The following is a 13,179-nucleotide window of genomic DNA, read 5'->3' on the forward strand; positions in this document are numbered from 1 at the left end:
GACCGCCATGCCCAAATCAATCGTTGCCGCCCTGCAGATCGGCGCCTTGCCCGGTGGCAAGGGTGAAACCCTGGAACAAATCCTGAGCTGGGAAGGCGCCATCATCGAATCCGGTGCCGCGTTGGTCGTGATGCCCGAAGCCTTGCTCGGCGGTTACCCGAAAGGCGAGGGCTTCGGCACGCAACTGGGTTATCGCTTGCCCGAAGGGCGCGAGGCCTACGCCCGTTATTTCGCCAACGCCATCGATGTACCAGGCGCAGAAACCGAAGCGCTGGCCGGGCTGTCGGCGCGCACCGGGGCCAATCTGGTGATCGGCGTGATCGAACGCGCCGGCAGCACCTTGCATTGCACCGCCCTGTATTTCGACCCGCAGGCAGGCCTGGTGGCCAAACACCGCAAACTCATGCCCACCGGCACCGAGCGGCTGATCTGGGGCAAGGGCGACGGTTCGACCCTGCCGGTGCTCGACACTCAGGTCGGCAAGCTCGGCGCGGTGATCTGCTGGGAAAACATGATGCCGCTGCTGCGCACGGCGATGTACGCCAAGGGCATTGAGGTCTGGTGTGCGCCGACCGTGGACGAGCGCGAGATGTGGCAGGTGAGCATGCGCCACATCGCCCATGAAGGGCGCTGCTTTGTGGTCAGCGCCTGTCAGGTCCAGGCCTCGCCGAATGAATTGGGCGTGGAGATCGCCAACTGGCCGGGGGATCGACCTCTGATCGCCGGTGGCAGTGTGATCGTTGGTCCGATGGGCGATGTGCTGGCCGGGCCGCTTCGGGGCGAGGCCGGATTGCTCACCGCCGAGATCGACACCGATGAACTGGTGCGGGCCCGCTATGACTACGACGTGGTCGGCCACTATGCACGGCCGGATGTGTTCGAATTGAGCGTGGATGAGCGCGCCAAACCCGGTGTGCGTTTCACCGCTTGAGGCGCTGCTGTTGCCACTCCTCACGGGTGATTTCCCAGATCTCCCGTGGGAAGCGGCCGCTGACGAAGTCATCCTCGTCGGTGCGGATCAGGCGCATGCCGGTGCGTTCGGAGAGCTTGCGCGAGCCAATATTCGGTGCGGCCTTCGGCACGCGCATCAGCGGTTGATCGAGGGTTTCGAACCAGTAGCGGGTCACGGCTTCGCTGGCTTCGGTCATCAGGCCCTGACCCTGCCAGGCCGGGGCCAGCCAGAACCCGCGATGGTTGTCCGTTTCGTTCATCAGGCTGATGTTGCCGATCAATCGCTCAGGTGCCGACTTGAGACGAATCGTCCAGTGCCACTCTTTGCCCGCCGCAATCGCCGGCAGCGCAATGTCGCGCAGGTAGGTGAGGGCGCCATCGTCCGGATAGGGCCATGGCACCAAAGCGTTCAGGTAACGCACCACTTCCCAGTGCGCAAATTGGTGCTGGATGGCCTCGGCGTCCGCCAGCTCCAGCGGACGCAGAATCAGCCGTTCGGTGTACAGCGTGGGCGTGTCTTCCATAATCCAGCGGCTTCCATGTTTTCTGACAGTGAGCGGAGCAGGCTACCGCATCTCTACCAGGTTGCGGCACTGGCTCGCGGCAGGCTGAGCTTGCCGCTGTCGACAAAACGCATGGTGCCAAACACACCGCCCGCCAGTTTGCCGCGCAGCACATAGGGCAGGTTGTCCAGGGATTGCGTCTGACTCAGACCGAGAGTCTGGCGCAACACCGAGAACGCCGAAATGCTCACCGGGACGCTGACGATGGCTTCGGAGAACCGGGGAATGGAACCGCTCTGATCGCTGACACCGGACGCGAACGAATGCCCGTTCACGTCAAGATCCAGCGCGATGCCGTTGTAGTCGATGGCGGTTTCGTTGGGGTTCTGCACCCGCAGCTTGATGGCGAAGCGCACTTCCAGGTCCTGGCTTGGCAGCGGTTCGACGCCGACCACGTTGATGTTCACCGGGTCGCGGTTGGGAAACAGCGCACAGGCGCTGAGGGAGAGCAGAAGCAGGGACAGGATGACGGCTTGGATACGACGCATTGATGCTCTCTCATTGAAAAAGGGCTGAACCGTTACCGGTATCAGCCCTTTTTTCATCGAGCGGACAGGATCAACGGTTCAACTGTGCGACAGCGGCCGGGGAGGCAGGTTCAGCTTTGGCCGGCACGTCCGGGTTTTCCATGACCTGAAGGATAGAGGCTTCCGGGTCGAAATCATCCTCTTCCAGTTCGATGAACTCTTCCGGCAGGAAGATGTTCAGCACGATTGCACACAGCGCACCGACGGTGATCGGCGATTCGAAAATATTGCGCAGCGCCTGCGGCAGCTCACGCAGCACTTCCGGCACGGCGGCGATGCCCAGACCCATGCCGACCGAAATCGCCACGATCAGCATGTTGCGCCGATGCAGGCCGGCCTCGGCGAGGATCTTGATCCCGGCCACCGCCACGGTGCCGAACATCACCAGCTCCGCACCGCCAAGTACCGGTTTCGGCATCAATTGCAGTACCGCGCCAATCATCGGGAACAGACCCAGCAGCACCAGCAGGCCGGCAATGAAGAACGCCACGTAACGGCTGGCCACGCCGGTGAGCTGAATCACCCCGTTGTTCTGGGCGAAGGTCACCATCGGCATGCTGTTGAACACCGCAGCCATCGCCGAGTTGAGGCCATCGGCCAGCAGTCCGGACTTGATCCGGCGGATGTACAACGGGCCTTTGACCGGTTGCCGGGAAATCATCGAGTTGGCCGTCAGGTCACCGGCGGCCTCCAGCGGCGACACCAGGAAAATCACCGCCACCGGCACGAACGCCACCCAGTCGAAGTTGAAACCGTACTTGAACGGCACCGGCACGCTGACCACCGGCACCTCGGGCAAGTTGGCGAAGTCCACGGTGCCCATCAGCCACGCCACCACGTAGCCGAGGGTCAGGCCGATGACGATGGCGCCCAGACGCAGGAACGGCACGTCGACCCGGTTCAGCACCACGATGGTGCCCAGCACCAGCGCCGCCAGAAACACATGGCTGCCCGCGCCCAGATCCGCCGCGCCGAAGCCGCCGGCAATGTCGGTCATTGCCACTTTGATCAGCGACAGGCCCATCAGCGTAATGATGGTGCCGGTCACCACCGGAGTGATCAGCATGCGCAGCTTGCCGATGAACTGGCTCAGCACCACTTCGATGAACGCGGCAAAGAAACAAACACCGAAGATCGTTGACAGGATTTCATCGGTGCCGCCGCCCCGGGCCTTGACCATGAAACCGGCGCTGAGGATCACGCTGATAAAGGAAAAACTGGTGCCCTGCAGGCACAGCAGTCCCGAACCGACCGGGCCGAAACGCTTGGCCTGGACGAACGTACCGAGGCCGGAGACGAACAGCGCCATGCTGATCAGGTACGGGATTTCACTTTGCAGACCGAGGGCGCCGCCCATGATCAGGGTCGGGGTGATGATGCCGACGAAGCTCGCCAGCACGTGTTGCAGCGCGGCAAACACCGTCGCGGTGAAGTGCGGACGGTCGTTGAGACCGTAGATGAGATCGTTGTTGCGCGGGGCTTTTTCAGAGACGGTCATGGTGGTTTGCGTGCCGCAATGCGGGGCCGGGTCGGAAAATGGGTGCGCAGGATGCCGCAAGCGAGGGGCGAGGGCAACGCATTAAAACTGCCCAAAAGGTCAGGTTCGACCAAAGGCTGACAGCAGATCTTCTTCAAACGCCTTCTGCGCATCACCCGGCACCTGTGCCCGATGGCGAGCCAGATGAAACGCCACTTCGAAGCTCAACTCGCCTTCCAGCACCGGACGCAGCAGCCCTTTGTCCTGCCATTGGCGGGCGTAATGGCTGGGCAGGTAACCGAGATGTTTACCCGACAGGATGAAGGCGAGGGTGCCTTCGACCTGTTCCGAACGTGCCGAGCAGACCTTGCCCTGAAACGGTTCGTCACTGCGCAGAAAACGGTACGGATGATCGACCCGGTCACACGCCTGCAACGCCGCTTCATCGGGAGCCTCGTTGGTGAACAGCGGATGCCCGGGCGCGCAGTACAGATGCTGGGTTTCGCTGAACAGTTCGCGGTAATCGAAGGCGCTCTGCACCTGGGAGAAGTAACCGATGGCCAGGTCCAGTCGTTGTTGCAGCAGCAGACGCTCCATTTCGCCGGGCATGGCGCTGATCAGTTCGATACGCACCGATTCGTCCCGTTCGCGAAACCGCCGGATCGCCTCGGCCACCCGTTGCAGCACCGATTGATCGACCGCTTCCGACAGGCCCAGCCGCACTTCGCCGATCAAGCGCCCGGCGACGCCGTTGGATTGATGGCGGAAGGTTTCAATGGAATCGAACAGGCTGCGCGCAGCAATCAGCAGTTGTTCGCCTTTGGGAGTGAGGCTGAAACCACCCTTGCCACGGTTGCACACTCGATAGCCGAGACGGGTTTCCAGCTTGGCCATTTGCTGGCTGATGCTCGACTGGCTCAGCCCCAGTTCGCCTTGGGCGGCGCTGAAACCGTTGGACTCGACCACCCCTAGAAACAGGCGCAGCAGCTGCAAATCGACATCGTGGAGCTGACCGAGCATCACATTACTCCGGCATAAAGTCAGGTTAACAAACTTGATATTTTTCCAATGTATCCGACGGCGCATCCTGCCACCACTTCCTCTGGTCAGGTGTTCGTCATGGCTCCCTTGTTCAAGCTGTGTTTGCCCGCGCTGTTGCTCTCCGTCTCCATCGCCGCCCAGGCCGAGGACAAGACGCTCAACCTCTATAGCTGGGCCGATTACGTGGCGCCCGACACCCTGCAGCGCTTCGAAAAGGAAACCGGCATTCATGTGCGCTACGACACCTTTGATACTTCCGAGGTGCTGGAAACCAAACTGCTGACCGGCGGCAGCGGTTACGACGTGGTGGTGCCGTCGTCCAGCGTGTTGGCCCGTGGGCTGGCGGCGGGAGCGTTGAAGGAAATCCCTCACGAAGGGCTCAAGGGGTACGCCAATCTTGATCCGGACCTGCTGGAAAAACTCGCGGCTGTCGATCCCGGCAACCGCTACGGCGTGCCTTACACCTGGGGCACCCTTGGCCTGGGCATGAATGTCGAGGCAGTCAAGCAACGGTTGCCGGATGTGCCACTCAACAGCCTCGATCTGCTGTTCAAGCCCGAATACGCCAGCAAGCTCAAGGATTGCGGGATCGCCATTCTCGATTCGCCGCAGGAGGTGATCGGCCTGGCGCTGCACTACCTGGGCAAGGACCCCTACAGCACCGACAAGAACGATCTGGCCGCCGCCGAAGCCTTGTTGCAGAAGTTGCAGCCCTCGGTGCTCTACGTCGCCACGGGCCGGCAGATCAGCGATCTGGCTAACGGCAGCGTGTGCCTGGCGCTGACCTACAACGGTGACGCAAGCATGGCCGCCGATCAGGCGCGCAAGGCCAACAAACCTTTCGAAGTCGCCTACCGGATTCCGAAAGAGGGCACGCTGGTGTGGCAGGACAATCTCGCCATCCCCAAGGACGCGCCGCACCCGGAAGCTGCGCGGGCCTTCATCGAATTCATGTTGCGCCCCGAATCCGTGGCGGCGCTGACCAACACGTTGTTCTTCGCCACCGCCAACCAGGCCGCGACGCCGCTGGTGGACGAAGCGGTGCGTAACGACCCGGACATTTACCCGAAACCCGAGGTGCGCGAACGGCTATACGCCGACCGCAGCATGAGCCTCAAGGACATGCGTCAGCGCACGCGCCTGTGGACCACTTTCCGTAGCCATCAATAACCCTGGATAAATACCAAAGGAGCACATCGATGGACGTGCCAATGCAAAACGATCAGGCCCTGACCCGTCACAGCCTTTACGGCACCGCCGCTGAAAGCACCTACGCCGGGATTACCAGTTTCATGCGCCGGCGCTACAGCCGTGACCTGCGCGGTGTAGACGTGGCGGTCAGCGGCGTGCCGTTCGACACCGCCACCAGCAACCGTCCGGGCGCGCGTTTCGGGCCTCGCGGGATCCGTGCGGCGTCCACCGGGATCGCCTGGGAACGGCACTGGCCCTGGGCGTTCGACCCGTTCGATCATCTGGCGGTGATCGATTACGGCGATTGCGACTTCGATTACGGTTCGCCGCACACCATTCCGGAAAGCATCGAAGCCCACGCCGAGCACATCCTGAGTTCCGGCAGCGCGATGCTCACCTTCGGCGGCGATCACTTCATCAGCTATCCGCTGCTCAAGGCCCATGCGCGCAAGCACGGCACGCTGTCGCTGATCCACTTCGACGCCCACAGCGACACCTGGCCCGACGAGGGCGGCAAACGGGTCGACCACGGCACCATGTTCTGGCACGCGGCGCGGGAAGGGCTGGTGGATCCGGCTCGTTCGGTGCAGATCGGTTTGCGCACCACCAATGATGATCATCAGGGCTTTCAGGTGCTGGACGCGCGACAGGTGCATCGGCGGGGCTGCGAAGCGATTGTCGAGGCCATTCGTGCGCGGGTCGGCGATAACCCGGTGTACCTGACGTTCGACATCGACTGTCTCGATCCAGCGTTTGCTCCGGGCACCGGGACGCCGGTCTGCGGCGGGTTGAGCACGGTGCAGGCGCTGGAAATCCTCGGGGGCCTGCGCGGGATCAATCTGGTGGGCATGGACGTGGTGGAAGTGGCCCCGGCTTACGACCATGCAGACGTGACGTCGCTGGCGGCGGCGACGCTGGCGATGGAGATGCTGTGTCTGTACGCGGCAAGGCACAAAGTCGACGCGTGACCGGCTCTGAGCCTGGTGAAAGCTCCTGACAATTTCTGACACCAGGCTCTGCTAAGCTCCGGCAAATTTCCGTCCAGAGCCCCGCATCGTGTCGCGAACCACTCGTCTACTGACTTTGCTGCAAGTGCTGCGTGGCAAGAAGCGCCCGGTCACCGCCGCGACGCTGGCGTCCGAGCTGGAAATCTCCGAACGCACCCTCTATCGCGACATCGCCGAACTGACGGCGCTCGGCGCACCGATCCACGGCGAAGCGGGCATCGGTTATGTGCTGCGCAGCGGTTTGTTTCTGCCGCCGCTGATGCTCAACGCCGATGAGACCGAAGCCATCGTTCTGGGCTTGCGTTACGTCGATCAGCGTGGCGACGAGGTCCTGAGCAAAGCCGCAGCGGATGCTCTGGCGAAAATCGCGGCGGTGCTGGACCCGCAGGCTCAGGAAGCCTTGCGCAATCCGACGGTGATGCCCGGGCCGCCCGGTTACGGTTTTCCGCAGAACGTGGTGCCGTTGAATGTGTTCCGTCAGGCGATCCGCGATCAGGCCAAGCTGCACATAGATTATGCCGACGCACAACAGGTGCCGAGCCAGCGGCTGATCTGGCCGTTGGCACTGGGGTTTCTCAACGAGGTGCGGATCATCGTCGCGTGGTGCGAGTTGCGCAGTGCGTATCGCACGTTTCGCACCGACCGGATTGCCGCCGCCAGCCTGCAGGGCGAGCGCTATCCGGGGCGTCGCAGCGACCTGCTGCGCACCTGGCAGCGGCAGATGCAACTGGACGACAACGGGCGTTTCACTCCTGACAAAAACTGACGCAGGGCTGTTTTAGGATGGCGTCAGAACCGAAAACAAGGAGTTGCACTCATGTTTCATCCCACCTCGATACTCGCCCCGGCCATCGTTGAGTACATCAACGCCGCCAATGCTCGCGATACGTCCCGGGTCGGCAGTTTTTTTGCCGAGGATGCCCATGTGTTTGATGAAGGCAGGCATCAGGTCGGCCCGCAGGCCATCGCCGACTGGATGCAAGATACCGCCCAACGCTATCAGCCGCGGGTCGAGGTGCTGGGCGTCCAGCAGCGCACCGGCAAAGTGCTGGTGCAAGGGCTGATTTCCGGGACATTTCCCGGCAGCCCGCTGGAGCTGCGCTACACCTTCCGCCTCAACGAGCAGGGCAAAATCGCACGGCTGGATATTTCCGTGTAGCCGTCGTGGCATACTGCCGCGCATGACTTTCGACTCCCCCTTAAGCGCCTGGCAACATGCCGTCGAGCACAAGGGCTTCATCCAGGATGAAGCCCAGGAGCACGCGGTCTGGGCGTTGCAAAAATGCCATGAAGCCCTGCACGCCGGTGCCCGTTCGGTTACCGGCGTTTACCTGTGGGGCCCGGTCGGGCGCGGCAAGACCTGGCTGATGGACCAGTTCCATCAAAGCCTGCGGGTGCCGGCCCGGCGGCAGCACTTTCATCACTTCATGGGCTGGGTCCATCAGCGCTCGTTTCAACTGACCGGGATCGCCGACCCGTTGCGGGCATTGGCCCGGGAGCTGGCGGCCGAAGTTCGGGTGCTGTGTTTCGACGAACTGTTCGTCAATGACATCGGTGATGCGATCATCCTCGGCCGGTTGTTCCAGGTGATGTTCGACGAAGGCGTGGTGGTGGTCTGCACCTCCAACCTGCCGCCGGATCAGTTGTATGCCGACGGATTCAACCGTGACCGCTTCCTGCCGGCGATCACGGCGATCAAGCAACACATGCAGGTGGTCGCGGTGAACGGCGCCGAAGATCATCGATTGCATCCGGGGGCTATCGAACAACGCTATTGGGTGGCGGCGCCGGAGCAGGATTGCGCGCTGACCAAAGTGTTCGACGCATTGGCCGCCGGGCAAACCGTCAGCGACGAAGCGGTGCCGGTTGGTTACCGCGCCTTGAACGTGGTGCAGGCCAGCGAGTCGGTGTTGTGGTGCCGTTACGCCGACCTGTGCGAGCAACCCTTCGCTGCGATGGACTTCATCGCGCTGTGCGACACCTACCGGGCTATCCTGTTGAGCGAGGTGCCGAACCTGAGCGCGCAAAAGCGTGAAGGGCGGATCGCCCGTGGCACCGAGGACGGCGCGGAGCGTGTCGTGGCCGGCGACCGCGAGTTACCGCAACTGTCGGTGCACGATGACGGCGTACGGCGCTTCATTGCGTTGGTCGACGAGTGCTACGACCGCAAGGTGCCGCTGTACATCGAGGCCGATGTACCGATGGACGCGCTGTACACCGAGGGTTATCTGGAGTTCCCGTTCCGCCGGACCCTCAGCCGTTTGCAGGAGATGCAGCTGCAACGCTTTGCCGACACTTGATGCACGGAGGGCGCGACATGCCTCAGCCACTGTCCCATCACTTGCTGACCCTGGCCTATCAGAATGCCTGGGCCAACCATCGACTGGCCAAGGCCTGGCTGCAGCTCGGCGACACGGAGCTGGCGGCACCGAGGGTCAGTTTCTTCCCGAGTATCCGCCTGACCCTCAATCACATCCTCACGTGCGACTGGTTCTACGTCGATGCGCTGGAACGTGAGTTGCGTGGTGACGAGCCGCATCCCGATTGCTACGTGTTCTTCAGCGCTGACGAGCCCTTCACCGAGGCGCAGGCCTTGCGCCGTGAACAGGTCCATGTCGATCGCCGCTTGATCGCTTATTGCGAGCAACTGCGCGATGCCGATCTGGGTCGCATCGTCACCATCGCCCGCGACACGCCGCAGCACGACAGCCGTCTGCGGATGATCTCGCACCTGTTCGAACATCAGATCCACCACCGTGGCCAGGTCCACGCCATGCTCAGCGGCACGCCGGTGAAACCGCCGCAACTGGACGAGTTTTTCTGTGCCGGCGAATCCGGGCTGCGGGCCGAGGATTTTGCCGAACTGGGCTGGACCGAAGAACTGATCTGGGGCCACTGAGACGGCCGGGTTGTGGCCAGGGACTGCCTCGCGCTAAGGTCGGTAAGCCTTTCAGTGCGTATGAAACGCACCGGGGCCCGTGCGATCGAGGATGGAAATGGATTCCGCAGAGATTCTTGTGCTTCAAGCCAGCTATACCAACCCGCTGCATGCCGAGGCCATCGGTGTGGTGCTCAATCATTACGCCGAAGACCCGATGGGTGGCGGTCATCCCATTGCCCCCGAACTGTTGCAGCAACTGCCCGCAGAGCTGGCCAAACGACCGCACGCTTTCAGCGTCCTGGCCTTTGTCGGTGGAGAACCGGCAGGGCTGGTCAACTGCTTCGAGGGTTTTTCGACCTTCGCCTGCAAGCCACTGGTCAATGTGCATGACGTGTCGGTGGTGACCAAGTTTCGAGGTCTGGGGCTGAGCCAGAAAATGCTGCGCAAGGTCGAGGAAATCGCTCGCCAGCGCGGTTGCTGCAAGATCACCCTGGAAGTGCTCGAAGGTAATGCCGTCGCGCAGGGCTCCTACACCAAATTCGGCTTTGCGCCGGGCATGTTCGACCCGAATCACGGGCGCATGCTGTTCTGGATCAAGGAACTGCAGGCATAAAAAAGGCGCCCCGAAGGGCGCCCAACTGTCATCTGCGAAGCCAGAGCGGAGCCATCGCAGGTCCATCGGTAAACCTTGCTACGTCACGCACGGTAATGCTCGGTGACCTGTGCGGTCTGGTCGTCCGGAACGCGGAGTTCGTTGGTTTTGGTGTCAGCCTGCTGGCTTTGGGCGGTGTGGACCGGGAAGTTTTCCCAGTGATTGCGCATCCGCTCGGCACCGCCCTCGGCAAAAGCGCTGGCGGATGCCAGTGTGATCAGACCGGCAAGGATTGCAGTCGTGATTTTCATGGTTGTCTCCTACGAAAAAATGTCGGAGCCGTTCATCCATGAATCAGAGCCTCGAGGCGCAGTGTCCGTTGAGGGCATTAACCAGGGGTTAACGCGCGCCCCGTGCAGGTTTTACCGATTGTTTCCGAAGGGGCGGAGAGGGCGATTCAGGAGAAACCAGGAAACAGTGTCATTTCAGGGTTTTGCGAGAGCATGAAAAAAGGGCCGTTTCCGGCCCTTTCTGGTTATTGCTTGACGACTTCCTTCGGCGCCTCTTCGGGCTTTTTCGGCTTCATCAGGCTGAAGTCGATCAGTGCGCGCTGTTCGCGTTCGTAAGGGTTGCCGATCAACAGTGGACGCTGTTTGAAGCTGTCGCTGACGATGCTTTTGCTGCGGTCCAGCTCATCGAAGCTCAAACCGGCCAGGTCCGCCCAGGTGTGGATCAGGTGAGCGCTGCTGTAAGGCCGGCTCAGATCGGCGGCAAAACTCCAGTCGTGGTTTTCACGCCATTTCGGCGAGGCCCAGGCCATGAACGGAATGGTGTACATCGGCGCGGTCGGTTTGTTTTCGTTACGACCCAGGGTGGTGTGGCCCGCCGAGTCGAACACGTCTTCACCGTGGTCGGAGAGGTACAGCAGGAAACCGTTCGGATCGGACTTGGCGTAGTCCTTGATCAGGCTCGAGACCACGAAGTCGTTGTACAGCACCGCGTTGTCGTAGCTGTTGTAGGTCGGCACCTGATCGTCACGCACGCCGACCGGGACGCCAGTGCGGTCCTGGAACTTGTCGTAGCTCGGCGGATAACGGTACTGGTAGCTCATGTGCGTACCGAGCAAATGCACGACGATCAGCTTGCGCGGTGCCGGGTCGGTCAGGGCCTTGTTGAACGGCTCGATCACGTCGCCGTCGTACTGCGCGGCGTTCTGGTTGCGGTTGTTGTTCAGGTACACCTGCTCGTCGGCCTGTTCGGAGAACGTCGTGAGCATGGTGTTGCGCTTGGTCATGGTCTGCTGGTTGGTGATCCAGAAGGTCTTGTAGCCCGCCTGTTTCATCATGCTGACCAGCGACGGCGTGGACAGGTACAGATCCGGGTTTTCTTCGTCGGCGAAGGTCAACACCTGCTGCAGCGCTTCGATGGTGTACGGGCGCGGGGTGACGACGTTATCGAAGACCGACAGCTGGTCCTTGAGCTTGTCCAGTTCCGGCGTGGTCTTGCGCTGATAGCCATAGAGGCTCATGCGCTGGCGGTTGGTGGACTCGCCGATTACCAGCACCAGGGTCGCAGGCTGATTGGCGCCGGCATCCTTGAGGTTATGCAGCGGCGGGATCTTGCTCGCGCTGTGGAGCATGCCCTGCATCTCGCCCAGGGTTTCCAGGTAGCGGTGGTAGGCCACGGCCATCTGCCATGGCACGGCCGGTTCGATGCGGCTTTCGAACTTCTCGAAACCGCCGGCGAAGCTGCCGGTGCGCTGGGTCTGCTTGATCAGCGGGTAACCGACTACGGCGATCAGAATCGCCATGGCCGCCACGAAGGCCCGACCGCGCGGCATGTAGACCGGACGCAGGCGGGTCCACAGGAAGTAGGCGAACGCGGTGTGAGCGAGGAACGCAGGAATCATCCACCAGGCGAAGTACTGGGTGATGTACTCGCCGGCTTCCGACACGTTCGACTCGAACATGATGAAGATGACGCTCTGGGAGAATTCCTGCTGATAGATGAAGAAGTAGCCCAGGCTGGCCATCGAGCAGGCCCACAGCACCACGCCGATCACGGCGGCGAGCAGGCGGGTGCGTTTGGGGAACAGTAGCATTGGCGCCAGCCAGACCGCGCTCATCACGAATGCCTGACGGAATCCGGTGAAGCCCGAGGTGCCGGTCAGCTGGATCAGCAGTTGAGTGATACCGGAGAAGTACCAGAAGAACACAAACAGCCAGATGAAACCGGCCCAGTCAAAACCTGCCGCAGCAGACTTGCTGCGTTTAAACCATGCCATTCAGCACTCCAACTCAGTCATCATTGCCACCGCCGGGACGTTTCATGAAATCGGGAGCATGAAACCGACGAACGGAAGCCGCGCGCGGACACGCACGGCAGAATGGGCCGGAGTATCAACAAGCGAATGTGAAAACTTCGTTAGTTGCCGCAAATGGCAGAGGGCGGATCATGTCGGGAACGGCAGGGGTGCGGTTCCCGGATCCGGCGGGCGGTCAGGCGTGGGGTGAGCGCTGGACGCGTGGCAGAGGCTTTGGCTCGACGCCTTGGGTCATCAGGCGCAGTTGCGCCAGCTCTTGTTTAAGCTGATCGCGTTCGTCTTTCAACTGACGCAGCTCATCGCGGCGGATCGTGACGTACAGGGTTTGTGGCGGCATTGCTGTGTGTACTGTGCCCATTGCTCACCTCGCAAATGGCGTGTCTCAACTGCAGATCGCTCCCGATAACGGGCGCTGATCTGCTATCGGCGCCGATTCTGGTTTCTTTTGCTCGTGAATGGAACTTTTTTATTTTTCATGGTCGTTGTGTCTTCGCCACGTTTCCCGACGTTATCAGTCTGGATCGGGCACAATGCCCGGAAACTTCACACCGACGCTCTGGACTAACCTCCATGAGAGCGTTGGGCTATAACCTTTGACACACTTTTATTTGTAGTAAGGAGCATCA

At 61.5% G+C, this 13,179-nt stretch carries 15 protein-coding genes; 8 read left to right on the forward strand and 7 right to left on the reverse strand.

What is annotated here, in order from left to right; translation table 11 throughout:
• Positions 1–7 precede the first annotated feature (7 nt).
• Entirely contained in the window at positions 8–931 is a 924-nt protein-coding gene (locus M5B98_RS01125) for a carbon-nitrogen hydrolase family protein (RefSeq protein ID WP_248741485.1), read from the forward strand.
• On the opposite strand, the gene M5B98_RS01130 is transcribed toward M5B98_RS01125, so the two are convergent.
• From M5B98_RS01130 to M5B98_RS01145, 4 genes are all read right to left on the reverse strand, one after another.
• Positions 921–1,475, reverse strand: coding sequence for a GNAT family N-acetyltransferase (locus M5B98_RS01130; RefSeq protein ID WP_248741486.1), 555 nt, complete (start codon positions 1,473–1,475; stop codon positions 921–923). The two genes, M5B98_RS01125 and M5B98_RS01130, sit on opposite strands and share 11 nt — an antisense overlap.
• A gap of 53 nt (positions 1,476–1,528) precedes the next feature.
• Positions 1,529–2,002, reverse strand: coding sequence for an LEA type 2 family protein (locus M5B98_RS01135; RefSeq protein ID WP_248741487.1), 474 nt, complete (start codon positions 2,000–2,002; stop codon positions 1,529–1,531).
• A 70-nt stretch (positions 2,003–2,072) separates the two neighbouring features.
• A complete protein-coding gene (locus M5B98_RS01140; protein ID WP_248741488.1) occupies positions 2,073–3,539 on the reverse strand; it encodes a nucleobase:cation symporter-2 family protein in 1,467 nt (488 codons plus the stop codon).
• A gap of 99 nt (positions 3,540–3,638) precedes the next feature.
• Positions 3,639–4,538 carry a LysR family transcriptional regulator gene (locus M5B98_RS01145; RefSeq protein WP_248741489.1) on the reverse strand — a complete coding sequence of 300 codons (900 nt, stop codon included), beginning with the start codon at positions 4,536–4,538 and terminating at the stop codon, positions 3,639–3,641.
• Between the two features lie 99 nt (positions 4,539–4,637).
• Between M5B98_RS01145 and M5B98_RS01150 the strand changes: the two genes are divergently transcribed.
• From M5B98_RS01150 to M5B98_RS01180, 7 genes are all read left to right on the forward strand, one after another.
• Positions 4,638–5,729 (forward strand): polyamine ABC transporter substrate-binding protein, encoded by a 1,092-nt coding sequence (locus M5B98_RS01150; RefSeq protein WP_248741490.1) that lies wholly within the window; start codon positions 4,638–4,640, stop codon positions 5,727–5,729.
• A 29-nt stretch (positions 5,730–5,758) separates the two neighbouring features.
• Positions 5,759–6,718 carry an agmatinase gene (gene speB, locus M5B98_RS01155; protein ID WP_114882763.1) on the forward strand — a complete coding sequence of 320 codons (960 nt, stop codon included), beginning with the start codon at positions 5,759–5,761 and terminating at the stop codon, positions 6,716–6,718.
• 88 nt (positions 6,719–6,806) lie between these two features.
• Complete coding sequence (locus tag M5B98_RS01160; RefSeq protein ID WP_085708180.1) at positions 6,807–7,523, forward strand: helix-turn-helix transcriptional regulator; 717 nt, start codon at positions 6,807–6,809, stop codon at positions 7,521–7,523.
• A 51-nt stretch (positions 7,524–7,574) separates the two neighbouring features.
• The gene (locus M5B98_RS01165) at positions 7,575–7,916 is read left to right on the forward strand and encodes a nuclear transport factor 2 family protein (protein ID WP_085708179.1); all 342 of its coding nucleotides are present in this window, start codon (positions 7,575–7,577) and stop codon (positions 7,914–7,916) included.
• 22 nt (positions 7,917–7,938) lie between these two features.
• Positions 7,939–9,057, forward strand: a complete 1,119-nt coding sequence (zapE, locus tag M5B98_RS01170) for a cell division protein ZapE (protein ID WP_248741491.1) — start codon at positions 7,939–7,941, stop codon at positions 9,055–9,057.
• Between the two features lie 17 nt (positions 9,058–9,074).
• Positions 9,075–9,656 carry a DinB family protein gene (locus M5B98_RS01175; RefSeq protein WP_248741492.1) on the forward strand — a complete coding sequence of 194 codons (582 nt, stop codon included), beginning with the start codon at positions 9,075–9,077 and terminating at the stop codon, positions 9,654–9,656.
• A gap of 97 nt (positions 9,657–9,753) precedes the next feature.
• Positions 9,754–10,251: a GNAT family N-acetyltransferase gene (locus M5B98_RS01180; protein ID WP_248741493.1), complete on the forward strand. Its 498-nt coding sequence runs from the start codon at positions 9,754–9,756 to the stop codon at positions 10,249–10,251.
• A gap of 83 nt (positions 10,252–10,334) precedes the next feature.
• Here M5B98_RS01180 and M5B98_RS01185 read toward each other — a convergent pair whose 3' ends face one another.
• The 3 genes from M5B98_RS01185 to M5B98_RS01195 form a co-directional block, all read right to left on the reverse strand.
• On the reverse strand, positions 10,335–10,541 hold the full coding sequence (locus M5B98_RS01185; protein ID WP_248741494.1) for a hypothetical protein: 207 nt from the start codon (positions 10,539–10,541) through the stop codon (positions 10,335–10,337).
• Between the two features lie 224 nt (positions 10,542–10,765).
• The gene (locus tag M5B98_RS01190) at positions 10,766–12,514 is read right to left on the reverse strand and encodes a phosphoethanolamine transferase CptA (protein ID WP_248741495.1); all 1,749 of its coding nucleotides are present in this window, start codon (positions 12,512–12,514) and stop codon (positions 10,766–10,768) included.
• A 214-nt stretch (positions 12,515–12,728) separates the two neighbouring features.
• Positions 12,729–12,911, reverse strand: coding sequence for a DUF6026 family protein (locus M5B98_RS01195; protein WP_085708173.1), 183 nt, complete (start codon positions 12,909–12,911; stop codon positions 12,729–12,731).
• Between the last annotated feature and the right edge of the window lie 268 nt (positions 12,912–13,179).

It is taken from the genome of Pseudomonas sp. MWU12-3088 (genome assembly GCF_023242405.1).
GTDB classification, from domain to species: Bacteria; Pseudomonadota; Gammaproteobacteria; order Pseudomonadales; family Pseudomonadaceae; genus Aquipseudomonas; species Aquipseudomonas kribbensis.